The sequence below is a fragment of the Burkholderia lata genome (genome assembly GCF_902499025.1).
In the GTDB taxonomy this organism is placed as follows: Bacteria; Pseudomonadota; Gammaproteobacteria; order Burkholderiales; family Burkholderiaceae; genus Burkholderia; species Burkholderia lata_C.
Genome location: NZ_CABVPW010000015.1, coordinates 88,125 through 111,893 on the forward strand (window position 1 = coordinate 88,125; position 23,769 = coordinate 111,893).

Annotated in this window: 27 protein-coding genes; 13 read left to right on the forward strand and 14 right to left on the reverse strand. The window is 66.8% G+C overall.

Annotated elements, in window-relative coordinates; genetic code table 11:
* Window positions 1-66: 66 nt before the first annotated feature.
* Window positions 67-405, forward strand: coding sequence for a P-II family nitrogen regulator (locus tag BDI24065_RS17045; RefSeq protein WP_006398637.1), 339 nt, complete (start codon window positions 67-69; stop codon window positions 403-405).
* A gap of 143 nt (window positions 406-548) precedes the next feature.
* On the opposite strand, the gene BDI24065_RS17050 is transcribed toward BDI24065_RS17045, so the two are convergent.
* The gene (locus tag BDI24065_RS17050; RefSeq protein WP_175032264.1) at window positions 549-1,625 is read right to left on the reverse strand and encodes a porin; all 1,077 of its coding nucleotides are present in this window, start codon (window positions 1,623-1,625) and stop codon (window positions 549-551) included.
* 567 nt (window positions 1,626-2,192) lie between these two features.
* On the reverse strand, window positions 2,193-3,164 hold the full coding sequence (locus BDI24065_RS17055; RefSeq protein ID WP_438820017.1) for a LysR family transcriptional regulator: 972 nt from the start codon (window positions 3,162-3,164) through the stop codon (window positions 2,193-2,195).
* A gap of 88 nt (window positions 3,165-3,252) precedes the next feature.
* Between BDI24065_RS17055 and BDI24065_RS17060 the strand changes: the two genes are divergently transcribed.
* Entirely contained in the window at window positions 3,253-3,750 is a 498-nt protein-coding gene (locus BDI24065_RS17060; protein ID WP_175032265.1) for a GNAT family N-acetyltransferase, read from the forward strand.
* 54 nt (window positions 3,751-3,804) lie between these two features.
* On the opposite strand, the gene BDI24065_RS17065 is transcribed toward BDI24065_RS17060, so the two are convergent.
* The 4 genes from BDI24065_RS17065 to BDI24065_RS17080 all read right to left on the reverse strand — a co-directional run bounded on the left by BDI24065_RS17065 (window position 3,805) and on the right by BDI24065_RS17080 (window position 7,014).
* Complete coding sequence (locus BDI24065_RS17065; RefSeq protein ID WP_175032266.1) at window positions 3,805-4,584, reverse strand: ABC transporter ATP-binding protein; 780 nt, start codon at window positions 4,582-4,584, stop codon at window positions 3,805-3,807.
* Window positions 4,585-4,602: 18 nt separating this feature from the next.
* On the reverse strand, window positions 4,603-5,316 hold the full coding sequence (locus BDI24065_RS17070) for an ABC transporter permease (RefSeq protein WP_175032267.1): 714 nt from the start codon (window positions 5,314-5,316) through the stop codon (window positions 4,603-4,605).
* Window positions 5,313-6,002, reverse strand: coding sequence for an ABC transporter permease (locus tag BDI24065_RS17075; protein WP_021158491.1), 690 nt, complete (start codon window positions 6,000-6,002; stop codon window positions 5,313-5,315). Before BDI24065_RS17075 ends, BDI24065_RS17070 begins: the two co-directional genes overlap by 4 nt.
* A gap of 229 nt (window positions 6,003-6,231) precedes the next feature.
* Window positions 6,232-7,014, reverse strand: a complete 783-nt coding sequence (locus BDI24065_RS17080) for an ABC transporter substrate-binding protein (RefSeq protein WP_069249346.1) — start codon at window positions 7,012-7,014, stop codon at window positions 6,232-6,234.
* 369 nt (window positions 7,015-7,383) lie between these two features.
* Here BDI24065_RS17080 and BDI24065_RS17085 point away from each other — a divergent pair, with 369 nt between their 5' ends.
* Window positions 7,384-8,079, forward strand: a complete 696-nt coding sequence (locus tag BDI24065_RS17085) for a pirin family protein (protein WP_175032268.1) — start codon at window positions 7,384-7,386, stop codon at window positions 8,077-8,079.
* Window positions 8,080-8,149: 70 nt separating this feature from the next.
* Here the strand turns inward: BDI24065_RS17085 and BDI24065_RS17090 are convergent, their stop codons facing one another.
* Window positions 8,150-8,698, reverse strand: a complete 549-nt coding sequence (locus tag BDI24065_RS17090; RefSeq protein WP_175032269.1) for a periplasmic heavy metal sensor — start codon at window positions 8,696-8,698, stop codon at window positions 8,150-8,152.
* Between the two features lie 224 nt (window positions 8,699-8,922).
* Here BDI24065_RS17090 and BDI24065_RS17095 point away from each other — a divergent pair, with 224 nt between their 5' ends.
* Together BDI24065_RS17095 and BDI24065_RS17100 are read left to right on the forward strand one after the other, a co-directional pair.
* Entirely contained in the window at window positions 8,923-9,648 is a 726-nt protein-coding gene (locus BDI24065_RS17095) for a response regulator (RefSeq protein WP_009693256.1), read from the forward strand.
* On the forward strand, window positions 9,632-10,948 hold the full coding sequence (locus tag BDI24065_RS17100) for an ATP-binding protein (protein WP_175032270.1): 1,317 nt from the start codon (window positions 9,632-9,634) through the stop codon (window positions 10,946-10,948). The genes BDI24065_RS17095 and BDI24065_RS17100 overlap by 17 nt, the downstream gene beginning before the upstream one ends.
* Window positions 10,949-10,990: 42 nt before the next feature.
* Here BDI24065_RS17100 and BDI24065_RS17105 read toward each other — a convergent pair whose 3' ends face one another.
* Window positions 10,991-11,254: a double-stranded DNA-specific endonuclease gene (locus BDI24065_RS17105; RefSeq protein WP_011352846.1), complete on the reverse strand. Its 264-nt coding sequence runs from the start codon at window positions 11,252-11,254 to the stop codon at window positions 10,991-10,993.
* 509 nt (window positions 11,255-11,763) lie between these two features.
* Between BDI24065_RS17105 and BDI24065_RS17110 the strand changes: the two genes are divergently transcribed.
* From BDI24065_RS17110 to BDI24065_RS17120, 3 genes are all read left to right on the forward strand, one after another.
* A complete protein-coding gene (locus BDI24065_RS17110; RefSeq protein ID WP_175032271.1) occupies window positions 11,764-13,521 on the forward strand; it encodes an ABC transporter permease in 1,758 nt (585 codons plus the stop codon).
* Between the two features lie 22 nt (window positions 13,522-13,543).
* On the forward strand, window positions 13,544-14,881 hold the full coding sequence (locus BDI24065_RS17115) for an ABC transporter ATP-binding protein (protein ID WP_175032272.1): 1,338 nt from the start codon (window positions 13,544-13,546) through the stop codon (window positions 14,879-14,881).
* 282 nt (window positions 14,882-15,163) lie between these two features.
* Window positions 15,164-15,634, forward strand: coding sequence for a hypothetical protein (locus tag BDI24065_RS17120; RefSeq protein ID WP_175032273.1), 471 nt, complete (start codon window positions 15,164-15,166; stop codon window positions 15,632-15,634).
* A gap of 142 nt (window positions 15,635-15,776) precedes the next feature.
* On the opposite strand, the gene BDI24065_RS17125 is transcribed toward BDI24065_RS17120, so the two are convergent.
* Together BDI24065_RS17125 and BDI24065_RS17130 are read right to left on the reverse strand one after the other, a co-directional pair.
* Window positions 15,777-16,271 (reverse strand): hypothetical protein, encoded by a 495-nt coding sequence (locus BDI24065_RS17125; protein WP_175032274.1) that lies wholly within the window; start codon window positions 16,269-16,271, stop codon window positions 15,777-15,779.
* The gene (locus BDI24065_RS17130; protein ID WP_175032275.1) at window positions 16,268-16,819 is read right to left on the reverse strand and encodes a hypothetical protein; all 552 of its coding nucleotides are present in this window, start codon (window positions 16,817-16,819) and stop codon (window positions 16,268-16,270) included. Before BDI24065_RS17130 ends, BDI24065_RS17125 begins: the two co-directional genes overlap by 4 nt.
* Window positions 16,820-17,107: 288 nt before the next feature.
* Between BDI24065_RS17130 and BDI24065_RS17135 the strand changes: the two genes are divergently transcribed.
* From BDI24065_RS17135 to BDI24065_RS17145, 3 genes are all read left to right on the forward strand, one after another.
* Window positions 17,108-17,305 (forward strand): hypothetical protein, encoded by a 198-nt coding sequence (locus tag BDI24065_RS17135; protein ID WP_175032276.1) that lies wholly within the window; start codon window positions 17,108-17,110, stop codon window positions 17,303-17,305.
* Between the two features lie 141 nt (window positions 17,306-17,446).
* Complete coding sequence (gene otsA / locus BDI24065_RS17140) at window positions 17,447-18,868, forward strand: alpha,alpha-trehalose-phosphate synthase (UDP-forming) (RefSeq protein ID WP_175032277.1); 1,422 nt, start codon at window positions 17,447-17,449, stop codon at window positions 18,866-18,868.
* On the forward strand, window positions 18,861-19,442 hold the full coding sequence (locus BDI24065_RS17145; protein ID WP_175032278.1) for an AAA family ATPase: 582 nt from the start codon (window positions 18,861-18,863) through the stop codon (window positions 19,440-19,442). Before otsA ends, BDI24065_RS17145 begins: the two co-directional genes overlap by 8 nt.
* Before the next feature lie 33 nt (window positions 19,443-19,475).
* Here BDI24065_RS17145 and BDI24065_RS17150 read toward each other — a convergent pair whose 3' ends face one another.
* Both BDI24065_RS17150 and BDI24065_RS17155 read right to left on the reverse strand, forming a co-directional pair.
* A complete protein-coding gene (locus BDI24065_RS17150; RefSeq protein WP_175032279.1) occupies window positions 19,476-20,843 on the reverse strand; it encodes an MFS transporter in 1,368 nt (455 codons plus the stop codon).
* Window positions 20,844-21,002: 159 nt separating this feature from the next.
* On the reverse strand, window positions 21,003-21,383 hold the full coding sequence (locus tag BDI24065_RS17155) for a DUF5594 family protein (RefSeq protein ID WP_043189678.1): 381 nt from the start codon (window positions 21,381-21,383) through the stop codon (window positions 21,003-21,005).
* A 117-nt stretch (window positions 21,384-21,500) separates the two neighbouring features.
* Here BDI24065_RS17155 and BDI24065_RS17160 point away from each other — a divergent pair, with 117 nt between their 5' ends.
* Entirely contained in the window at window positions 21,501-21,902 is a 402-nt protein-coding gene (locus tag BDI24065_RS17160; protein ID WP_011352835.1) for a hypothetical protein, read from the forward strand.
* Between the two features lie 180 nt (window positions 21,903-22,082).
* Here BDI24065_RS17160 and BDI24065_RS17165 read toward each other — a convergent pair whose 3' ends face one another.
* The gene (locus tag BDI24065_RS17165; protein WP_175032280.1) at window positions 22,083-22,391 is read right to left on the reverse strand and encodes a hypothetical protein; all 309 of its coding nucleotides are present in this window, start codon (window positions 22,389-22,391) and stop codon (window positions 22,083-22,085) included.
* Window positions 22,392-22,535: 144 nt separating this feature from the next.
* On the opposite strand from BDI24065_RS17165, the gene eco reads away from it, so the two are divergent.
* Window positions 22,536-23,036 (forward strand): serine protease inhibitor ecotin, encoded by a 501-nt coding sequence (gene eco / locus BDI24065_RS17170; protein WP_175032281.1) that lies wholly within the window; start codon window positions 22,536-22,538, stop codon window positions 23,034-23,036.
* Between the two features lie 26 nt (window positions 23,037-23,062).
* On the opposite strand, the gene BDI24065_RS17175 is transcribed toward eco, so the two are convergent.
* Complete coding sequence (locus BDI24065_RS17175; protein WP_175032282.1) at window positions 23,063-23,686, reverse strand: TetR/AcrR family transcriptional regulator; 624 nt, start codon at window positions 23,684-23,686, stop codon at window positions 23,063-23,065.
* Window positions 23,687-23,769: the final 83 nt, after the last annotated feature.

Consider the following 23,769-nt stretch of genomic DNA (forward strand, 5'->3'; position numbering starts at 1 on the left):
GCGGCCCGCAGGCTTACAATCGGGGTCGCGATTTTTCATCCAAACGAGCATTGGGGGACAACCACCATGAAACGCATCACTGCCATCATCAAGCCGTTCAAGCTGGACGAAGTCCGCGAAGCGCTCGCCGAAGTGGGTCTCACGGGCCTGACCGTGACGGAAGTGAAGGGCTTTGGCCGCCAGAAGGGCCATACCGAGCTGTATCGCGGCGCCGAATACGTCGTCGACTTCCTGCCGAAGATGAAGATCGAAGTGGTCGTCGCGGAAGCGCAGGTCGACCAGGTGATCGATGCGGTGATCGGCGCGGCGCGCACCGGCAAGATCGGCGACGGCAAGATCTTCGTGTCGGACGTCGAGCGCGTGATCCGCATCCGCACCGGCGAAGAGAACGAAGCGGCCGTCTGAGCGCCGCATTTGTTGGTGGGCCGCACAAAACCGTCCCGCCAATAAAAAACGGTGCGATACCCGGTTGGGTACCGCACCGATACGCGCCTCTCGCAGCAGCGTGGAAAGCGTTGTCGAATCGATTCTTTGAGAACGGCGCCTGATCAGAACAGGTGCTGGATACCGGCGTAGACGCCGGTCTGGCTGCCGCCCGGATTCGGGTTGCCCGTCGACACGGCCGTACCGGCGCCGTTCGCGTTCAGGCCGAAGTTGGCGTTCTTGCTGTTGCGCACCGTCGCGACCTGCAGGTCGAACAGCGTGCGCTTCGAGATGTTGTACGAGCCGCCGACCGTGTAGATGTTCGCGTTGCCGCCGCCGTGGTTCGCGTTCACGTGATACGCGGCTGCGATCAGCGCTGCCGCCGGCGTTGCTTGCCACGTCACGCCACCCCAGACTTGCTGGGTGCCGGTGATGCCGGCGTTGACTGCCGGGCCGCCGCTGCCGTCCGCGCGCGAAGCCTGGTAGGCCGCTTGCACCTTGAACTGGCCGAGGAACACGTTCACGCCCGCGAAGTATTCACGCGAGTAGTTGAACACGTCCGAGAAGCGGCCGCTGCTGTCGCGCGTTTCGTCGTAGATGCCGCGCAACTGGAACAGCGAGTTCGTATAGGTGACCTGACCGCCCATTGCACGGCCCGGTTGGCCGGCCGTCGTGTTGCCGTTGAAGCTGGTCGAGTTCGAGAACGAGAACTGGCCGTAGAAGTCGAGGCCGTAGAACTGCGGCGACTGGTACGACACGTTGTTGCTGGTCTTGTTCCAGTTGCGGCCGCGCACCAGCGATGCCGTCGACCAGGCCGACTGGCCGAACGGGTCGAAGTCCCACACGCCGTTGGCGATCGCGAGCTCGCGACCCATCAGCAGCGTACCGTAGCGGTCGTTCGAAATACCGACGGTCGCAAAACGATCCCAGATCGAGCCGCTGAAGCCGCCCGTCATCGTGTTGAACGCGCCTTCGAGGTGGAACAGGATCTTGTTGCCGCCGCCGATGTCCTCGGTGCCCTTCAAGCCCCAGAGGCTCGTGCCCCAGTCGCCGCTTTCCGCGCGCACTTGGTGGCCGTTTTGCAGGCCGTTCATGTACTCGAGGCCGGCATCCAGGCGGCCATACAGCGTAACGCTGCTCTGCGCGTGCGCCGTCACCACCCCAGCAGCCATCAGCGCGGCCGCGACCAAAGCTTTCTTCATCGTCTCCTCCATACCCTGTCAAAAAGTCAACCCAGAACTGCACGAGATGCCCGGAGCGACGAGCGCCGGGCAAAAGCGGGATAACCAGGGAGACCTCGTGCAGGGCCGGTAAGCGTGGCACGCGGGCAAGCAGACGGAAAGACCGTTGAGCGGTCCCGCGCAGCCGGGTCGGCCTGCGGGTCTCCTTGTAGTGTCGTGAAGCTAAACTACATTTCACGAACTTCGTTTTGCTACTTTGGTTACTAATTTAGCAAAAATACAATTTTGTGGCGATGGAAATCGTTGTTTGACTAACACCTGTCGTCAAATTGCCATGCAACACGGTGGGCAACAGGTGCGCCAAGGGTTTGCAATTAACGGAAAACCCTTGTCCCGCAAGGGAGACACGAATTTCGCAAACAGGGATCAAGGATTGCCACTATTGACGCTGTGAGGGCGCGAGCGTAGGCGTCAAATGCGAAAAATTGGTAAGTATTTCGTAATGAATGGGCGGCTGCCGGATCTGGCCGGCCGCTGCCTGAAACGCTTGTCCGGCAACGCGCAGCGCGGTGTACCAACGTGCGTCGGTCAGGTCGCGGCCGGCCTCGCGTCGAGCAACTGTGCGCGAATCCAGCGATGCGCATCGGTGCGCGCATGCTTCGCGTGCGAGTAGACCTTCACGGTGTAGCGCGGGATGTCGAACGGCGCAGGAAAGATGCGGATCGGCGCCGCGTGCCGCAGCGCCTGCGCGGCGCGGTTCGGCACGGTCATCAGCAGCGCGGATTCCGCGATCACGAACGGCGCGGCCAGCACCGTCGGCAACTGCACGGCGACCTGCCGCGCGAGGCCGAGCCGGTCGAGCACATGGTCGACGACACCGCGCGACTCGTTCCACGGCGTGACGACCACGTGGCGTGCCGCCAGGTACTGGTCGAGCGTCAACCGCCGGCGGATGTCCGGATGCGTGGCGCTCGCGATCACGACGTAGTCGTCGGAGAACCAGTCGAAGTCCTCGATGCCCGGAGCGTCGGCCGCCGATTCCTCGTGGTAGCCCAGCGCGAAATCGATGCGGCCGGCCGCCAGTTCGTCGACGGAGATCTTCCGGTCGGAATGCACGACGCGGATCCGCAACCGCGGCGCGACATGCTGGATGCGCGCGAGAAACGCCGGCAGTACGGCGAAGGCCGTGTAGTCGGTCGCCGCGAACACGAACGTGCGGTCGCTTTGCGCGGGATCGAAGCGGCGCGCGCGGGCGAGCCCCTTCGACATCGCGTCGAGCGCGTCGCCGGCCCAGGTGGCGATGTCGTCGGCGCGCACGGTCGGCTGCATCTCGTTGCCGAGGCGCACGAACAGCGCGTCGCCGATCGCGTCGCGCAGCCGCGCGAGCGCGTGGCTCAGCGCGGACGGGCTCAACGCGAGTTCGTGCGCGGCCGCGGCGACGGAGCGGTGGCGGTACAGCGCATCGAACACGAGCAGCAGGTTCAGGTCGAGGCGACGTAGATCGGGATGCATCATGTTCAGGTCCGGATGAAGAAACTGCACTTCCTGCAGGAGCAGCATGAACGTAGCATGACGGTCTGATTGGCGCCAGCGCGGCTGCGCGACGCCGTTTCCCGTTTCAAGCCAGGGCCGGAGGAGGGCTCAACCCGTGCAAATCGACATCCGTTCCGCCACCGTCGCCGACGTGCCGCAGATCCTGCGTTTCATTACCGAGCTGGCCATCTACGAGAAGGCGGAACACGAAGTGGTCGCGACGCCCGTGTCGCTCGAGCGCAGCCTGTTCGGCGAGGGCTCGCCGGCGCGCGCGCTGATCTGCGAGGTCGACGGCGAGCCGGCCGGCTTCGCCGTGTATTTCTTCTCGTATTCGACGTGGCTCGCCCGGCAGGGGCTGTATCTGGAGGATCTGTACGTGTCGCCGCGCTTTCGCGGCGCGGGCGCCGGGCTGCGGCTCTTGAAGGGGCTCGCGCGGATCGCGGTCGAGTCGGGCTGCGGGCGTTTCGAGTGGAGCGTGCTCGACTGGAACGAGCCGGCGATCCGCTTCTACGAGAGCGTCGGCGCCGCACCGCAGAGCGAATGGGTGCGTTACCGCCTCGCGGGCGACGAACTGCGCGCGTTTGCCGACAGCGCGCCGGTGAGCGCCGCGTAAACGCAAAACGGGCGCCGCGCGGCGAACCGCGGGCGCCCGTTCGGGCGGCGTGCGTTACTTGAGGCTGCCCGACAGGAACCCGCGCAGGCGTTCGCTCTTCGGATTGGCAAACACCTCGGACGGTACGCCTTCTTCCTCGACGCGGCCCTGGTGCAGGAACATCACGTGGTTCGACACGTTGCGCGCAAAGCCCATCTCGTGCGTGACGACGATCATCGTGCGGCCTTCTTCGGCGAGCTTCTGCATCACCTTCAGCACTTCGCCCACCAGCTCGGGGTCGAGTGCCGACGTCGGTTCGTCGAACAGCATCACGTCCGGATGCATCGCGAGCGCGCGGGCAATGGCGACGCGCTGCTGCTGGCCGCCCGACAGGTGCGACGGATATTGCTTCTCGACACGCGGCGCGAGGCCGACTTTCTCGAGATACGCGCGCGCACGCTCCTCGGCTTCCTTCTTCGGGAGGCCGAGCACGTTCACCGGCGCTTCCATCACGTTCTCGATCACGTTCATGTGCGACCAGAGATTGAAGTGCTGGAACACCATCGACAGCTTGGTGCGCACGCGCTGCAGCTGCTTCGTATCGGCCGCGCGCAGCGCGCCCGACTTGTCGGGCGTCGTGCGCACTTCCTCACCGTCGACGACGATGCGGCCCGCATTCGGCTGCTCGAGGAAGTTGATGCAGCGGAGCATCGTGCTCTTGCCGGAGCCGGACGAGCCGATCACGCTGATCACGTCGCCCGAGTTCGCCTTCAGCGACACGCCCTTGAGCACCTCGTTGTCGCCGTACCGCTTGTGCAGATCGTCGACGAAAAGCTTCTGAGTCTGGGAATTCATCAATAGTCCTGCGAAAACTTACTTGCCTTGCGGGCGCAGATACGCGAGCCAGCGGCGCTCGGCCTGACGGAACAGCCAGACGAGCGTGAACGAGATCACGAGATAGAGCAGGGCGGCGATGCCGAACGCATGGAACGACATGTAGGTCGCCGAGTTCACGTCGCGGGCGATCTTCAGGATGTCCGGCACGGTCGCGGTGAAGGCGACGGTGGTTGCGTGCAGCATCAGGATCACTTCGTTGCTGTACAGCGGCAGCGCGCGGCGCAGCGCCGACGGCAGGATCACGCGGCGGTACATCGTGAACGGGGACATCCCGTACGCACGCGCGGCTTCGATCTCGCCGTAGGAGGTCGCCTTGATCGCGCCCGCGAAGATCTCGGTGGTGTACGCGCAGGTGTTCAGCGTGAACGCGAGCAGCGTGCAGTGCATCCCGTCGCGGAAGAACGCGTCGAGCATCGGCGTGCCGCGCACGGCCTGCAGGCTGTAGAGGCCCGTGTAGCAGAGCAGCAGCTGCACGTAGAGCGGCGTGCCGCGGAACACGTACGTGTAGAGCCACACGGCGCCCGCCAGCCACTTCTTCTTCGACACGCGCGCGACCGCGAGCGGTATCGACAGGCAGAAGCCGAGGCCGATCGACACGACCAGCAGCCACAGCGTGATCGCGACACCGGTGATGCGATAGCCGTCGGTGTAGAGATAGTTGCGCCAGTATTCTTGGATGAGTTCGATCATAGGTCAGCCTTGCGGACGCCGGTCGAGTAGCGCTTTTCGAGCCACATCAGCACGAAGTTCGAGATCGTCGTGATCGCGAGGTAGACGGCACCCGCGATCAGCGTGAAGAAGAAGAACCGCAGCGTGCCCTTGCCGGCGTCCTGCGACGCCTTCACGACGTCGGCGAGGCCGATGATCGACACGAGCGCGGTCGACTTCACGAGCACCTGCCAGTTGTTGCCGATGCCGGGCAGCGCGAAGCGCATCATCTGCGGGAACATGATCCGCGTGAACACCTGCCAGTTCGTCATCCCGTACGCGCTGCCGGCCTCGAGCTGGCCACGCGGCACCGACAGGAACGCGCCGCGGAACGTCTCGGTGAAGTACGCGCCGTAGATGAAGCCGAGCACGAGCACGCCGGCGAGGAACGGGTCGATGTCGATCTGGTCCCAGCCGAGCGCGTCGGTCGCCATGTTCAGCCAGATCTGCAGGCTGTAGAACAGCAGCAGCATCAGCACGAGGTCGGGCACGCCGCGGATCAGCGTCGTGTAGACGGTGCCGACGCCGTTCGTGAAGCGGTTGCGCGACAGCTTCGCGCCCGCGCCGAGCAGGCCCAGCAGGAACGACAGCGCAAGCGAAAGCACCGCCAGTTTGACGGTTTGCCAGGTGCCAGCGAGGATCAGCGGGCCGTAACCTTGTAGAAACATATGTGGTCCCTGGTGTGGTCCCTTAGGGCGCACGCGGTGCGCCGCGAAAGACGCGCCCGCCAAGCTGCGCGGAACGCCCCGTGCGTATCATGACCGTCCGCCCCGGCATCGGTGCCGGGCCAGCCCGTCGCGCGAACGGCGGGCAAGGGGGCGGGCGGCGCGTGGTTGACTGCCTGTACTGCCCGGATACGGGGCCGCCCCCGCATCCGTTGTTTCTTCTTTCAGGCGCTCAGCGAGCGGAGGCCGAATAGACGCTGAACGCGAAATACTTGTGCGACAGCCGGTCGTACGTGCCGTCCTTGTGCATGTCGGCCAGCGCCTTGTTGATCTTGAGCTTCAGGTCCGTATCTTCCTTGCGCAGGCCGATCGCGGTGCCGTCGCCGATCGTCTTCGGATCCTTCACTTCCGGCCCGGCGAACGCGAAGCCCTTGCCGCGCGGCGTGCGCAGGAAGCCGTAGTCGGCCTGCAGCTCGTCCTGCAGCGTCGCGTCGAGACGGCCCGATCCGAGATCGGCATAGACCTGGTCCTGGTTCTGGTAAGGAATGATCGTCACGCCCTGCGGCTCCCAGTACGCCTTCGCGTAGGTTTCCTGCGTCGAGCCCTGCTCGACGCCCACGCGCTTGCCCTTCAGCGACGCGATCGTCGGCAGCAGCGGCGAGCCGGTCTTCGCGATCATCCGCGCCGGCGCGTCGTAAACCTTGTCGGAGAAGTCGATCTGTTCGCGGCGCTTGTCCGTGACGGTCAGCGACGACACGATGACGTCGTACTTCTTCGCCTTCAGCGCCGGGATGATCCCGTCGAGATCCTGCGCGACCCACACGCATTTCACGTTGATCCGCTTGCAGATTTCCTTGGTGAGATCGACGTCGAAACCGACGATCTCGCCGCTCGGCGCGGTCGACTCGAACGGCGGGTAGCTGGCGTCGACGCCGATCCGCACGGTCTTCCACTCCTTCGCGAAGGCGCTGCCCGCCATGAGGGCGAGGGCGGCGCACAGGGCGGCCTTCTTCATTTCGATCCTTCTGTTGCTGACTTTCCGGGAGCGCTCGCGGCCGGTCGGACCGGGCGCCGCGGCGTATTCTAGACGGCCAAAAATCGCCGATCGGCGCTCTGGCGATGGCGGCCGCCGGAAGGGCGAACGCCAAAAGGGCGGTATTTTACCCGAACGCGATACCCGGAAACCGGCAATCCGGGCCGACCGATCGATTCTTCGACGCATTGATCCGGCTGTTGCGATAATCGGCGTATTCGCAATGGACATTGCATCGATTGCATCTGCGGGTGCAACGATGCAGTGCGCGGGCAGCGGATTGTGGCGCGATTGGCACACTCATACAGTGACGGCATGCCAGAACAACACATCCCACGGAGTGTCCGTCCCATGTTCCAGATCCGCCGCGCGGCCGATCGCGACCAGCGCAGCCATGGCTGGCATGAATTCCTTCACAGCTTTCCTTGTGCGTCCGGCCGGAGCGGGCCGCCGGCGTTTGGCGCGTTGCGTGAACTGAACGAGGAATGCATCGCGCCGACCCGCGGCTACGGGATGCGGCCGTACCGTGATGCGGAAATCGTCACCTACGTGCTCGGCGGGGCGCTCGCGCATCGCGACAGCCTTGGCAACGGGGCGATCGTGCGCGCGGGCGGCGTGCAGCGCATGAGCGCCGGCACGGGCGTCATGCTGAGTGAAACCAACGCGTCGCGTGACGAGCCGTTGCGCCTGCTGCGGATCTGGCTCGCGCCGGCCGGGGCGGGCGGCCGGCCCGGCTACGTGCAGACACACTTTGCCGACGAAGAAAAACGCGGCCGGTTGCGGCTCGTCGCGGCGCCGGACGGTGGCGACGGTGCGCTGCCGATGGGGGCGGACGCACGCATCTTCGCGGGGCTGATCGACGGCGACGAGGCGGCGGCGTTCGATGTGCCGGCCGGCCGCCGCGCGTACGTGCACGTGGTGCGCGGCGACGTCGAGGTGAACGGCTGCGCGCTGGCCGCGGGCGACGGCGCGCGGATCGGCGGCGTGGACGCGGTGGCGTTCGCGCGCGGCCGGGCGGCCGAAGTGCTGCTGTTCGACGTCGCCTGAAACGCAAAAAGGGGACGCGGGCCGGTGCCCGCGTCCCCCTCGGTGCCGCTCCGCGGAGCGGCCCGCCGGCTTACTGCGCCGGCGCCGACGCGGCCTTGGCCGCGCGATGCTGCTCCCAGCGCTCCTTCATCTTCTCGTGGCGCTGCTCCATCTTCGCGAACTGCTGCTTGAGCGCCGTGCTGACCATCGTCTTCTGCTGGTCGTTCAGCCCGTTGTAGAACGTGAGCCACGCGGCCGACGACTGCTCGCGCAGTTGTGCGTTCTGCGCCTCGGCCTGCTGGCGTGCCGAGTGCATCGCGCTCAGGTCGAGGATCGGCTGGTTCTGCTGCGCCTTGAACTGCTCGCGCATCTGCTCGTGGCTCTTGCGCATCGCGGCACGGTTCTGCTTCATCGTGTTGACGGCCGCCTGCCATTGCTGTTCCTGCGACGCGTTGAGCTTCAGCTGGTCATGCAGTTTCATGATCGCGCCGAACGGGCCGCCTTCGTGCCCGCCGTGCATCTGGTGGGCGCCGGGGCCGCCCGGCGGCGGCGCATCGGCCGATTGGGCATGCGCGGTGCCGAATGCGAGAGCGAGCACGGTGGCGGCAGCGATGGCCACGCGGGAAGTCTTCTTATACATTTCAGAAACTCCTTGTATCCAAAGGGTCCGGCGATGCGGTACGGGGAAAGCCGAGTACCGCATCCGGTAAGACGCAGGTTAGCGATGCAGGCCGCAGCCGGTGTTACGTGGGGCGGTGGCCGGGTTACCGCGCATTACAGTTCCCTTGCGCGGTAACCCGCAGTAACCCTTTCGTCCCTTTGTTTCGTTCTTTGACTCCGCCCTCGCGCGGTAAACTTCGAGCCATGACTACCCAGATCCTCATCGTCGACGACGACCAAGAACTCCGAGACCTGCTGCGCGACTACCTCGTGCGCCAGGGGATGGAAGTGTCCGTGCTGCACGACGCGGCGACGCTCGAGAAGCGCCTCGAGCGCGAGCGGCCCGACCTGATCGTGCTGGACCTGATGATGCCGGGCGTCGACGGCCTGACCGCGCTGCGCCAGCTGCGCGCGGCCGGCGACGACATCCCCGTGATCATGCTGACCGCGCGTGCGGACGACGTCGACCGCATCGTCGGGCTCGAGCTCGGCGCGGACGACTACCTCGGCAAGCCGTTCAACCCGCGCGAGCTGCTCGCGCGCGTGCAGGCCGTGCTGCGCCGCCGCCGCGCGACGCCGTCGGCCGCGGCACCCGAACAGCGCGAGCCGTTCGCGTTCGGTCGCTTCGTGCTCGACTTCCAGGCGCGCACGCTGTCGGTCGACGGCAAGCCGGCCACGCTGTCGAGCAGCGAATTCGCGCTGCTGAAGATCTTCGTGAACCATGCGCTGCGCACGCTCACGCGCGAGCGGCTGCTCGAGCTGCTGCACGGGCCCGAGTACGACGGCACCGACCGCGGCATCGACGTCCAGGTGTGGCGCCTGCGCCGCATCCTCGAAACGGATCCGTCGACGCCGCGCTTCATCCAGACGGTCCGCGGGCGCGGCTACGTGTTCGTGCCCGACGGCGAGGCCCATGCGCAAACCCATTGATTCACTGTTCGGGCGGCTGGCGCTGCTCGTCATCGGTGTCCTGCTCCTGTCGCACTTCGCGTGGTTTTTCGCGATGCGGCTCGAGCGCAGCCAGATGCAGACGCGCTACGCGGTCGAAGAGGCCGCGTTCCTGGTCGACGCCGTGCGCCAGCACGTCGAGCGCACGCCTGACCAGCCGTTGCCGTCGCGTGTGCGGCTCGTGACGCCGGACAGCGCCGACGTGCCGAATGGCGACCCGTCGAGCCTGCCGGCGGCGCTCAAGCGGTTCCGCGACGACGTGAGCGAGCGGATGCCGCCCGGCACGCGCGTCGAGATCGGCGCACCCGGCCATCCGCCGGTGCTGTGGGTGAAGGAGCCGACCGACCGCAACTGGATCGTGGTGCCGGTGCAGCCGCTGCGGCCGCCGCGCTCGCTAGACCGGATGCTGCTGTGGCTCGGCACGATCTTCTCGGCCGGCGTGATCGCCGCGCTGTTCGCCGCCTGGCAGCTGCAGCAGCCGCTGCGTTCGCTGGCACGCGCGGTTGCGCGCTTCGGCCGCGGCCAGCCGGTGCCGCCGCTGCGCGAGCGCGGCCCGCGCGAGCTGCGTCAGCTCACGCATGGCTTCAACCAGATGGTGGAACAGGTGTCGCAGGCCGAAAGCGACCGGGCGGTGATGCTGGCGGGCGTGGCGCACGACCTGCGCACGCCGCTGGCGCGGATGCGGCTGCGGGCGGAAATGATGGACGACGTCCGGTTGCGCGACGGCGTCGTGCGCGACGTCGATTCGATGTCGCACATCGTCGATCAATTCCTGGTGTTTGCACACGGCGGATCCGATCGCAGCGAACCGGTGCCGGTCGATCAGGCGTGCGAGCGGATCGCACGCAGCTATCGCGCGGTCGCGCCGAACGCGCCGACGGTCCAGACCCGGCTCGACGCCGATCCGGGCTTCCGGCTGCCGACGGCGACGCTCGACCGGATCCTGTCGAACCTGCTGGACAACGCGCATGCGTACGGTGCGCCGCCGGTACTCGTCGAGACGGCACGCACGCCGGCCGGCTACGTGCTGTCGGTCAGCGACAGCGGCGGCGGGATCGCGCCGCGCGATCTCGCGGCAGCCACGCGGCCGTTCGTGCGGCTCGACCCCGCGCGCGGCGGGAACGGGCACAGCGGGCTCGGGCTTGCGATCGTCGAGCGGCTCGTACTCAGGCTGGGCGGGGCGTGCGACATCGGCAACCGCCCCGAAGGCGGCCTGCGCGTGTCGATGACGTTCCCGTTCGAGGTCGTGCCGAAGGACGAACCCCACGCACAGGCCGCATAAGCGGCTGCGGCGCCAACCCGGCCGGGCTGGCGCCGCGCGGCATCATTCGAACAGCGTGCCGAGCGTCTCGGCCGCGTTGCTGTCGATGGTGTTGTAGGTCACGGTGGTGGCCTCGAAGATGTAGACGGTCGTATACCGGCCGAGGCGCTCCAGGATTTCCTCCTGCAGCGATTCCGGCACGACGTTCATGTTCAGGTACCACGCCGTCGACGACAGCCGCGTCTGGAACGACCCGTACTCCTGCATCAGTTCGTAGAACGCGTCGGCATCCTGATCGCGGCAGACGATCACCAAGTTTCCTGCCATTCCCTTTCCTCCCACTCGTCGATCGATCCCCAGGGCCTGCTGACAGAGGGCACGCGCATGCGTGGCCATCAAAACGGCCGCAACAGACCCCAAGGGCCAGCCCTGATCATACCCGCTTAGTCGTATCCGGCTGGTGACGCCCGACATGGTTTGCGTGCGCATGCGGCTGGCGGGTTCCCGGCCGGGCCGGATCACGGCATAATTCGGGCCTGCATGCCGGCCGAAAGACTGCGGCCGGGCTGCTCGACCCGCGTACCCGCCATCCGCCCACGCGCCAGGCACGATCCGTGCGCCGCCTGCGCCGTTCCCGGACGGTTGTACCTGAAATACAGGTTGGTGTAGTGTCGTGCCGTCGCGGGCCGACTTGCCCGGGGCGCGGCGGCGCATGCACGCACGGCGCATCGCGCTCGCGCGCGATCGTCAGTCAATCGAATTACCGCACCCGTGCGCTTTGCCATGAATCAACATCGACTGCCGGCTTCGTTCGGCCTTACCGGGGAGGGCGCCTGATGGACGTCGGATTCTTCAATCCGAACCGGACCGCTAACGCGTCCGCGTGGCGCGTCCTGCCGAACCGGTGGGACTTCATCGCGTTTCCGCTGATCATCTGCCTGATCGCGATGGCGGTCGTCGGTTTCCACGAAACGATGGCGCCGATCGGCACCCTGCAGACGCAGAAGATCTCGCTCGACCCGTCGAACCTGCCCGAATACGCGTTGCGCACCACGCTGCGGATGCTCGCCGCGATGGTTGCGTCGCTCGTGTTCACGCTCGTTTACGGCACGCTCGCCGCGAAAAGCCGGCGTGCCGGCATGGTGCTGATCCCGATCCTCGACATCCTGCAGTCGGTGCCGGTGCTCGGCTTCATCTCGTTTACGGTCACGTTCTTCCTCGCGCTGTTCCCGAGCCGCGTGCTCGGCGCCGAACTCGCGGCGATCTTCGCGATCTTCACGAGCCAGGCGTGGAACATGACGTTCAGCTTCTACCAGTCGCTGCGCACCGTGCCGCGCGACCTCGACGAAGTGTCGCGGGGCTTCCACCTGACGTCCTGGCAGCGCTTCTGGAAGCTCGAGGTGCCGTTCTCGATGCCGGGCCTGATCTGGAACATGATGATGTCGATGTCGGGCGGCTGGTTCTTCGTCGTCGCGTCGGAGGCCATCACGGTCGGCAACCAGACCATTACGTTGCCGGGCGTAGGCGCGTATCTCGCGCAGGCGATCGCGGACAAGAACCTCGGCGCGGTCGGCTGGGTGATCCTCACGATGTCGGTCGTGATCCTCGCGTACGACCAGTTCCTGTTCCGCCCGCTCGTCGCGTGGGCCGACAAGTTCCGGATGGAGAACACCAGCTCGGGCAACGCGCCGGAGTCGTGGCTACTGGACCTCGTGCGTCGCACGCGCCTGATTCATCAACTGCTGGTACCGGCGGGCTGGTTCTTCGCGAAGGCCGCGCGGATTCCGCTGCGCCTGCCGCTGTCGGGCGCGATGCGTTTTTCGCTGCCGCGTGTCGAGAAGAAGGCGTCACGCACGGTTGACATTGCGTGGGCGATTCTCGTGTTGATCGGCACGGCCTATGTCGTGTGGCGCGTGGTCAGCTTCGTGTCGACCGGCGTGACGCTGGCCGAGGTCGGCCACGTGCTCGTGCTCGGGCTCATCACGCTGCTGCGCGTGGCTGTGCTGATCGCGATCGCGTCGGTGATCTGGGTGCCGATCGGCGTGTGGATCGGGCTGCGCCCGAAGCTGGCGGAGAAGCTGCAGCCGCTTGCGCAGTTCCTCGCCGCGTTCCCGGCCAACCTGCTGTTCCCGGCGTTCGTGATCGTGATCGCGCGCTTCCACCTGAACGCCGATATCTGGCTGTCGCCGCTGATCGTGCTCGGCACGCAGTGGTATATCCTGTTCAACGTGATCGCCGGCGCAACGTCCTACCCGAACGACTATCGCGAAGCGGCGACGAACTTCCGCATCCGCGGCTGGCAGTGGTGGCGGCAGGCGATCCTGCCGGGCATCTTCCCGTACTACGTGACCGGTGCGATCACCGCATCGGGCGGTGCGTGGAACGCGAGCATCGTGTCGGAAGCGGTGCAGTGGGGCAATACCAAGATCGAGGCGCACGGCCTCGGCGCCTATATCGCGCAGACCACCGCCGCCGGCGACTTTCCGAAGATCATCCTGGGCATCGCCGTGATGTCCCTGTTCGTCACCCTGTTCAACCGCCTGCTGTGGCGCCCGCTGTATGCCTTCGCCGAAGCGAAGCTGCGGCTCGACTGAGACCGATTGAGAGCGAAACGCGATGCACAATCCGAATGCTGTAAACGCCCCCGTCCAGACGAACCAGCCGCCGCGCCTCGGTGAGGAAATCCTGCGCGTCGATCACGTCTGTCGCGGCTTCAACAAGACGCAGGGCGAATTGCTCGTGCTCGACGATGCGAACCTGTCGCTGCGCGAAGGCGAGATCGTCGGGTTGCTCGGCCGTTCCGGCTCGGGCAAGTCGACGCTGCTGCGCATCATCGCCGGGCTGATCGAACCGACCGGCGGGGAAGTGAGCTATCTCGGCAAGCCGCTGACCGGCCCGGCCGAAGGCGTCGCGATGGTGTTCCAGACCTTCGCGCTGTTCCCGTGGCTCACCGTGCTGCAGAACGTGGAAGCCGGCCTCGAGGCGCTCGGCGTCGCTGCGCGCGAGCGGCGCGAGCGTGCGCTGGCCGCGATCGACCTGATCGGTCTCGACGGCTTCGAGAACGCGTATCCGCGCGAGCTGTCGGGCGGCATGCGCCAGCGCGTGGGCTTTGCGCGCGCGCTCGTCGTCGATCCGACGATCCTGCTGATGGACGAGCCGTTCTCCGCGCTCGACGTGCTGACCGCCGAGACGCTGCGTACCGACCTGCTCGACCTGTGGACGCAGGGCCGGATGCCGATCAAGTCGGTGCTGATCGTCACGCACAACATCGAGGAAGCGGTGTTCATGTGCGACCGGATCCTGGTGCTGTCGTCGAACCCGGGCCGCGTGATCGCCGAGATCAAGGTGCCGTTCAAGCATCCGCGCAACCGGCTCGACCCGGCGTTCCGCAAGCTGGTCGACGACATCTACGCGAAGATGACGGCCCGCCAGACCGGCGAGGCGACGAAGAAGGGGCTCGAGCTGGGCAGCTGGCTGCCGCAGGTGTCGACCAACCTGATGGCCGGCCTGATCGAAACGCTCGCGATGGCGCCGTATCACGGCCGCGCCGACATGCCGGAAATCGCGCGCACGCTGCACCTCGAGGTCGACGACCTGTTCCCGATCGCCGAAGTGCTGCAGTACCTCGGGTTCGCGGACGTGCGGGAAGGCGACGTGTTCCTGACGCCGCCGGGGCGCGTGTTCGCGGAATTCGGCACGCAGGAGCGCAAGCTGATGTTCGCGGATCACCTGCTGAAGCACGTGCCGCTCGCCGCACGGATCAAGAAAGTGCTGAACGAGCGCCCGGGCCATCGGGCGCCGCGCGTGCGCTTCGAGCAGGAGCTGGAGGATTTCCTGTCGGACGGTGCCGCCGAGGAGACGCTCGACGCGGTGATCGACTGGGGCCGTTACGGCGAGATCTTCTCGTACAACGACCAGACCGAGATCTTCAGTCTCGAGGACGTCGAGTCCTGAAGTCGGCGGGGCATTCGGGCGCATATCGCCTGAATGCCGGTTTCTCGGGTTCGTTCGATCGCTTCGAATCGACGTTCACGTGGCTTTTCCCTGGCGCCCGCAACGGGTGCCGGGTTCGTTGACGTAGCAGAGCGCATTGTCTGTTGCGGCCGGGACATCTGCCGGCGATGCGCATCGCCGATGCGCTGACGGGCAAGGCGCCGGAGGCGAGTGCAACGCATTCCTGCGATTGCGACGCTGATTCGATGCCTTCAGGCCTCGTCAGCGATCCAAAGGGTGCCCATGAGCGAGAAGAAGGGGCTGTATGCCGTTGCGGCGGAACAGTACGATCTGGTGCTCGTATCGGTTATCGATTCGCCACGGCCGCATGTTTTTCGTGCGAAGGTCGAACACATCTATTCCACCGGAAAGTGCATCGCACCGGATCATCTCGGGGCGGAGATCGAGTTTTACAGTGGTCCGCCGACTTGGGGCAACGTGCCGCTGGAGGTCGGGGAGCGTGCTCTCGTGTTCGTCAGAACGCTATCCGGGTTGTTCCACGAACATGCGTGGCGCGGACACATGGTTCTGGAGGACATCGCGGGCGGAACGTATGCCAGGTTGCACATTCCGGAGATGTGGCTGAGGGATGATTTGCCGGTCGATGTCAGGGCCGCGTCGAGTCCCCATCCGACGAGGCGGAATGCGTCGATCGTCAGGTTCAGTGTGCTGGAGCGCTACCTGAGCGATCTGATCGAGAACGCCGTCCGCTGAGCCGGATCGATTTTCCGGAATCCGGACGATGCATTGTCTGCCGCGATCAAGGGCAGGGTGATGCAGCGTCCCGCTCGTATGTGACGACGATCAATCGTCGAAGTCCGGGGCGGCAGCGGCATGCATGATGCACACCGCCTCCTTACTGCAGATTCCCCCACCGGTCGACCGCCGGTTCCACCGACGCCCACTTCCAGTGCGTGCCTTGCTGGCAGGCGTTCGCGAAATACCAGTCGGCCTTGTCGCCGTCCTTCACCGAGAACGCGAATTCCTTGCACAGCGCGAGCGGTGTCGAATAAGCGCGCGCGACGCGCACCTCGCCTTCGCCGTTTTCCAGCGGCAGCGTGTTCTTCACCTTCCACGGCTTCACTTCGCCGACGGCCAGGCTGCCGACCACCTTCGCGATCGCGTCCTGCTGGTTCTGATGGAGCTGCTTCATCGTCCGGTTGACGGCTTCGTCGGTCGCGGCCTGCACGGCAATCCCGACGCCGACACCGACCGCCGGGTTCGCGGTGACGAGGCCCGTCGCCGCGCCGGCGAGTGCGCCGCTCGCCGCGCCGACCGACCCGCAGCCCGACAGCGTGGCCGCCGCTGCGCACAACGCGCCGATGGCCGCGATACGGAGCGCAACGCTCATTGCAGCGCGCCCCAGCGTTCGGTCGCCGGCTCGGCCGACGCCCATTTCCATACGGGGCCGTCGCGGCAGATCGTGGCGACGTAGAACGCCGATTGCGCGGGCTTGTCGGGCTTGGCGGCCGTGTCGACCGCGAACACGATTTCCTTGCAGTCGAGCGGGCCGACACTGATCATGCGGCTGACCGTCACGCGACCCTGCTCGTCGTCCTCGATCGGGAACGAGTGGTGCGTCGACCACGGTGCGACGCCGCCCACGTCGAGCGGGCCGGCGGCCTTCGCGATCTGGTCCTGGGTGTAACGGTGTGCAACGCGCTGCGTGTACTGGACACCCGCCCGCGCGCCGGCGACGGCGCCGAGGCCGATGCCCGTCGCGACCGCTGCGTTGTTGGTGACCTTGGAGGCGATCGCGGCGCCCGCGATACCGGCGCCGGCTGTCGCGCCCTCGCTGTACAGCGAGTTGCAGCCGGACAGCAGTGCGGCCGTGGCGATCGCGGCCAGCACGACGCGCGCCGGCATGGCCCGGCGCGGCGATTCGATACGAATGTTCATCCCTGAGTGCAAGTCCTGTCTGGGTGAGCGGCGTCGCATGCACGCCGTCATGCCGCGTCATTGTTTCGCAATTGTCATAGGAAAACTGCAAAGCTTTGACAAATCGCCGGACGGCAGGCCGCGCGCGTGCGCGCGGCGCCATTGTCGGACAGATGAATCGAGAGGGGTCGAATCGTTACAAATTGAAGGCAATTGTTACCGTGGGGTGCAAGGAAGCGACCTAGACTTTTGAGTTATGGAAGGTTTCTACGACGGCCTCGGGCCGCGCCGCACATGAGACACCCAGCCATGCGCCGTTCGAAACGGTTTTCGCCCCGGCCGCCTGATGCAGGGGCCGGCCAACCGCGTCCGCAGACCGACGCGCCACCGGCACCCCCTGCCGGCGCGCTCGGCGAGACGCCGTCCGATGGCGATCACAACCAGGGCGGCGCCCGCCCGGAAGGGCTCGACTATCAGCGGGATCTCGGCCAGGAGCAGGACGCCTGATGCCGTTGCCGTCGTACTCCACCGCTGTCTTTCACACCTGCATTGCTCACGTCTGAATCGCCGCACGGCCGCCTTCGGGGCGCCGTGTCCGCCTTGGCGCGCGTCGCGCGCCAGCCAATCGAATCGAGGAGGGGAAGCCGCATGAGCAGATTGATCGTGGTATCGAACCGTGTCGCCGCCGGCGAAGACGCGCGCCCGAGCGCGGGTGGCCTGGCGGTCGGCGTGATGGACGCGCTGAAGGAAACGGGGGGCGTCTGGTTCGGCTGGAACGGCGAGATCGTCGGCGCACCCGACACCGAGCCCGCGATCCAGCGGGACGGCAACGTCACCTACGCGACGGTCGGGCTGACCCGGCGCGACTACGACCAGTATTACCGCGGCTTCTCGAACGCGACGCTGTGGCCGGTGTTCCATTACCGCGGCGATCTCGCGCGCTTCGACCGCCAGGAGTACGCGGGCTATCTGCGCGTGAACGCGATGCTTGCGAAGCAGCTCGCCGCGTTGCTGCGCCCCGACGACCTGATCTGGGTGCACGACTATCACCTGTTGCCGTTCGCGCATTACTTGCGCGAACTCGGCGTGAAGAACCCGATCGGCTTCTTCCTGCACATTCCGTTTCCGTCGCCCGACATGCTGCGTCTCGTACCGCCGCACGAGGAGCTCGTGAAGTTCATGTGCGCGTACGACGTCGCGGGCTTCCAGACCGACGCCGACAAGCAGGCGTTCACCGACTACATCGAGCGGCGCGGAATCGGCGCGGCGAGCGACGACGGGATGCTGCACGCGCATGGCCGCGTCGTGAAGGTCGCCGCCTATCCGATCGGCGTGCATCCCGACGCGATCGCGCAGGCGGCCGTCCAGTACAGCACGCGCAAGCCGGTGAAGATGCTGCGCGAGGCACTCGACGGCCGCAAGCTGGTGATGAGCGTCGACCGCCTCGATTATTCGAAGGGGCTCGTCGAGCGCTTCCAGTCGTTCGAGCGGATGCTCGCGAACGCGCCGGGCTGGCAGGGGCGCGTGTCGCTGCTGCAGATCGCGCCACCGACGCGTTCCGACGTGAAGACCTATCAGGACATTCGAGAAACGCTCGAAGGCGAGGCCGGCCGCATCAACGGCCGCTTCTCGCAGCTCGACTGGACGCCGATCCAGTACCTGAACCGCAAGTACGAGCGCAACCTGCTGATGGCGTTCTTCCGGATGTCGCAGGTGGGCTACGTGACGCCGTTGCGCGACGGGATGAATCTCGTCGCGAAAGAGTACGTCGCGTCGCAGGATCCGGCCGATCCGGGCGTGCTCGTGCTGTCGGAGTTCGCGGGCGCGGCGGCCGAGCTGACCGGCGCGCTCCTCGTCAATCCGTACGACCTGTCGCAGATGGCCGAGGCGCTCGAGCGCGCGCTGTCGATGCCGCTCGCGGAGCGGCAGGCGCGCCACGAGGAGAACCGCGCGCGGCTGCGCGGGAACGACCTGTCGGTCTGGCGCGATACGTTCGTCGCCGACTTGCGCAGTGTCGCGGCCGCCGCGTCGGTCACGCGGCGCGCAGGCCGGCGGGTTGCGCATGCGTGAGTCTGGACCGGCGCCCGGCGTGGAAGACGACGCCACCCGCCGCTTCTTCGTCGTGACCGGTGGCCCGGGTTCGGGCAAGAGCACGTTGCTCGATGCGCTCGAGCACGCCGGTTTCGCGCGCTCGCAGGAAGCCGGGCGCGGCGTGATCCGCGACCAGATGGCGATCGACGGTCACGCGTTGCCGTGGCGCGACCCGGCTGCGTTCGCCGAGCTGATGCTGAGCTGGGAGATGCGCTCGTACGATCTCGCGCGCCACGCGCGCGGGCCCGTGTTCTTCGATCGCGGCGTGCCGGACGTGGTCGGCTATCTGCGGCTGACGGGGCTGGCGGTACCCGCGCATGCGGAAGCCGCGGCCCGCCGTTTCCGCTATCACGGGCGCGTGTTCATCGCGCCGCCGTGGCCGGACATCTATGCGCAGGACACCGAGCGCCGGCAGGATTTCGCGGAAGCCGTGCGCACCTACGATGCGATGGTCGAGTGCTACACGTCGTATGGCTACCGGCTGATCGAATTGCCGCGCGAGGGCGTGCAGGCGCGCGTGCGTTTCGTGATGGGCGCGCTCGACGCTGAATGACGCGCGAGGCGGTGCGCGCGCCGTGCGACGGTGTCAGGTCGCCGCGTCCGGTCGAGGCGACGCGATGCGCAGCATGCTGACGACCGCGGCCACCGCCGCGAATGCCGCGGCGACGTAGAGCGCAATCGTCGGCCCGCGATCGGGCACGAGCCCGAAAATCAGTGCGACGAGCGCAGCGCCGAGCGTCTGCCCGGTCAGCCGTGCGGTGCTCAGCATGCCGCCCGCGCCGCCGCTGCGTTCGCGCGGCGCCGACGACAGCATCGCGCGGTTGTTCGGCGACTGGAACAATCCGAAGCCCGCACCGCACAGCGCCATCCGCCACACGATGTCGACGGTGCCCGGGTGCGCGCCGATCGTCGCGAGCGACAGCAGCCCGGCCGCGAACAGCGCGAGCCCGATCCCGCCGAGGATGCCGGCCGAATAGCGATCCGACAGCACACCCGCGAGCGGCGCAGCGAACACGATGACGAGCGGCCACGGCGTCATGTAGAGGCCCGTTTCGACCTGCGAGAAGCCGAGCGAATTCTGCAGCCAGAACGGCAGCGCGACGAACGCGAGCATCTGCGACGTGAACGACGCCGTCGACGTGTAGACCGACAGTGCGAACATCGGGATGCGCATCAGGTCGACCGGCAGCAGCGGCGCCGGCTGCGACAGCTGGCGCTTCACGAAGAAGTAGCCGACGACGAGCGCGACGGCCAGCTCGGCCGCCACGTACGCATGGCCTTCACCATGACCGAGCCCGTCCACGGCCGTGATCAGCAGGCCGAACACGCACGCGTTCATCAGCGCGCTCGCGAAATCGTACGGCGCATCGTGCAGCGGGTTGGCCGGCAGCGCGCGCAGGCTGCCGAATACCGCGGCGATGCCGATCGGCACGTTGACCGCGAACAGCCATGGCCACGAGGCGAACGACAGGATCGCGGACGCGACCGTCGGCCCGATCGCCGACGACAGCGCCACCACCATCGCATTGATCGACAGCCCGCGCCCGAGCATCGACGACGGGTAGATCATCCGCACGAGCGCCGCGTTGACGCTCATGATGCCGGCCGCGCCGAACCCCTGGATCACGCGCATCACGGCCAGCATCGGCAGCGAGCCGGCGAGCGCGCAGCCGAGCGACGCCGCGGTGAACAGCGCGAGCCCGGCGATGTAGATGCGCCGATAGCCGATGCGCTCGCCGAGCGACGCGAGCGGCAGCAGCGTGATCGTGACCGCGAGCTGGTACGCGTTGACGATCCAGATCGATGCGGCGTCGGATGCGTGCAGGTCGCGCGCGATCGTCGGCAGCGCGACGTTCGCGATGGCGCCGTCGAGCACGGCGAGCGTGATGCCCAGGGCGACGCAGACGATCGCCCAGTAGCGTTGCGGAAGCGGCAGGCCGGTATCGGCGTTCATGGCGGGAGCAGATGCGTGGTTGTCCGCGCGCCCGGTTGCCGGTTGCGTGCGCAACCATGCGAAAGGGTGGAGGCGGCGATGAGCGGCCCGGCCGGCGCAACTGCACCGGCGCGGGGCCGGTCGAGTGTATCACCGGGCCGCATGGCGCGACGCCGGCGCTCAGCCTTCGAAGTCGAGGCCGCCGAGCCGCACGAGCGGGTCGGCCTGCGTGCGCGACAGGAGATCGATGTCGCGCGCGCCCTGCCATGCGCCCAGCTTTTTCGGCAGCGCGGCCAGGTAGTGCTCGAAGCGCTGCGGGCCGTCCGGCTCCATCAGCCGCTCGATTTCGTCGGTGTCCCAGGTCAGCTCGAGGTTCAGCGGATGGTCGAAGCCGCTCACGTGCTCGTGCGGCGCGCTGCGGATCTGCACGCGCGTCGGATGCCCGTGGCCGCCATACGGGACGACGTCGGTCAGCACATGTTCGGCGAAGAAGGCGGCGATTGCCTGCGCGATGCGCGGGGCGAATTCGGTATCGAAACGGCGGGCGGTTTCGGGCTGCATGACGGCGTCTCCTGTATGCCGAAAATCGTAGCATGGCGGCGCCGCATTTCGGTGTGCGTGATAGCGGTAATCGCGCGTTACCACTTGCTGCATCTATTACGGCCGGGTGCCGCCACAATGCATCGCATCCAGTACCACTTCGCGTGGGAGTCCATCATGAAAAAAATTGCCGCAGTGTGTGTCCTCGCCGGTTCGCTTGCCGTGGCAGGGCCGGCGTCCGCGCATGGCCGCGACGGTGGCGCCGTCATCGGCGCGTTGATCGGCGGCGCGGTGCTGGGCGCGATCGTGACGTCCGCGATGAATCCGCCCGTCGCGTATCAGGCGCCCGCGTACCAGGCACCGGCCTATCAGCCGCCGACGTACTACCAGGCCCCCGCGTACCAGCAGCCGGCCTATCCGACCTACCAGCAGGCGCAGTACCAGGACGACGGCCCGAACTATTGCTACGATCGCTATCAGCGCGCGTATGTGTGCGGCGCGCCCGTGTCGGGTGGCTACGCGCAACCGGCCGGCTGGTAAGCGGGCAGACACGCGACGCGTGAACGGCCGGCGCCGCCGCCGTTCGCTTCACCGCACCGAACGACAAAAGGCCCTCGCTTCATGCGAGGGCCTTTGTTATTTGCGCGGCCGTCCGTTCAACTGCGTGACGCGTCGGCCATCGGCGGGCCGTGCGCGGATACAAACGGTTGCAAATGCGCGTCAGTGGCGATGGCCGCCGCCTCCGCCGCCGTCGTTCCAGTCGCCACCACGGTGTCCGCCGCCGCGCCCCCAGCCGTTGCCGCGGTTGCCACGGTCGCCGTCCCAGCGGTGGTAGTCGCGCCGGCCGCGATCCCAGTCGCGTCCGCCGCCACCGCCCCAGATATTGACCGTGCCGTACACGGGCGACGGGCTGTACGCGTAGCCCGGCGCGGAATAGTAGGGCTGCCCGTAGCCGTATCCGGCGTCCGGGGCGACGACGCAGCCGGCCAGCAGGGTGGCGACGCCGGCGGCAGCAATGAGCTTCAGCATGATGTTCTCCGTTGGTTCCCCTATAAGTACCGCGCAAGGGGATTGCCAGCTGTTTGCAATTGTGTCGTCAAATTACAGCGCCGTAAGGTCGTGCGACGAAAGTGTTAGCATCCGGGGCTCATTTTGTTTTTCAGGAGTACATCGATGAAATTCACGATCCGGGCCGCGCTGGCCGCCTTCTGCGTGACGACTGCCGCCGCCTGCGTGGCCGGGCCTGCTTCTGCGCCCGCCGTGCCGGCCGAGTCGATCAAGATGTTTCCGCAGGCAGCGGCCGGCCAGCAGCGCGTCGTGATCGCGCTGCCCGCGCTCGAGAACGAAGGCGATGCGCGCGTCGAGCTGATGGTCGGCAAGACGCTGCAGACCGACTGCAACCAGCAGTGGTTCGGCGGCGAGCTGACCGCCGAGGACGTGAAGGGCTGGGGCTATACGTACTACCAGCTCACCGACGTGAAGGGGCCGGCGTCGACGCTGATGGCGTGCCCGGGCCAGGAGCCGCAGCAACGGTTCGTGCAGGTGCGCGGCGACGGCCAGCTGCTGCGCTACAACAGCCGCCTGCCGCTCGTCGTCTATGTGCCGGAAGGCTTCGAGGTGCGCTATCGCGTGTGGCATGCGTCGAAGGACGTGCAGCACGCGGCAAAGCAGTAACGTTACGGCGCGGCGGCGTCCTGCCGCTATGCGCCGCTCGCGGCACCCTTGCCGACGAGTGCTGGCCACGCGGCCAGCGCGGCTTGCGCGACGGCCTCCAGATCGCGACGGCTCGCACCGTCGCGTGCCTGGATCGACATCCCCTGCTGAACCGTCACGTAGTACCGCGCGATCGCGTCGAGGTTCGCTTGTGCTGCGATCTCGCCGGTCGCGACACCTTGCCTGAGGCGTTCGCGCAGGTTTTCGACCGTGCGCTCGCGCATCGCGATCAGCGTTTGCCGGACCGTATCGGAACGTTCGGCCGGATGCAGTGCCGACAGCACGATCAGGCAGCCTGCCGGCTTCGATCGCCGCGTGAACACGCGTGCGGTGTCCATCAGGTAGTTCCGCACGGCGTCGTGCGCGCTGGCGGCCTGCTCGACGCCACCCCAGATTTCCCGTCCTTCCGTTGCGCCGTAGTGATCGAGCGCCTGCCGGAACAACGCTTCCTTGCTGCCGAACGCCGCATACAGGCTTGGCGACGCAATGCCCATCGCGGCCGTCAGGTCGGCCATCGACGCGCCTTCGTAGCCGAGGCGCCAGAACACCTCCATCGCGCGCTCCAGCGCCGCTTCCTTGTCGAAGCTTCTCGGTCGGCCTCGCTCAGCCATTGCATCCGTTCCTTCGTCGATTTCTGTATCGATCGATAAATTAAATCAATTGACTGTGTCGCGCAACTTGCCACATTCTGTGT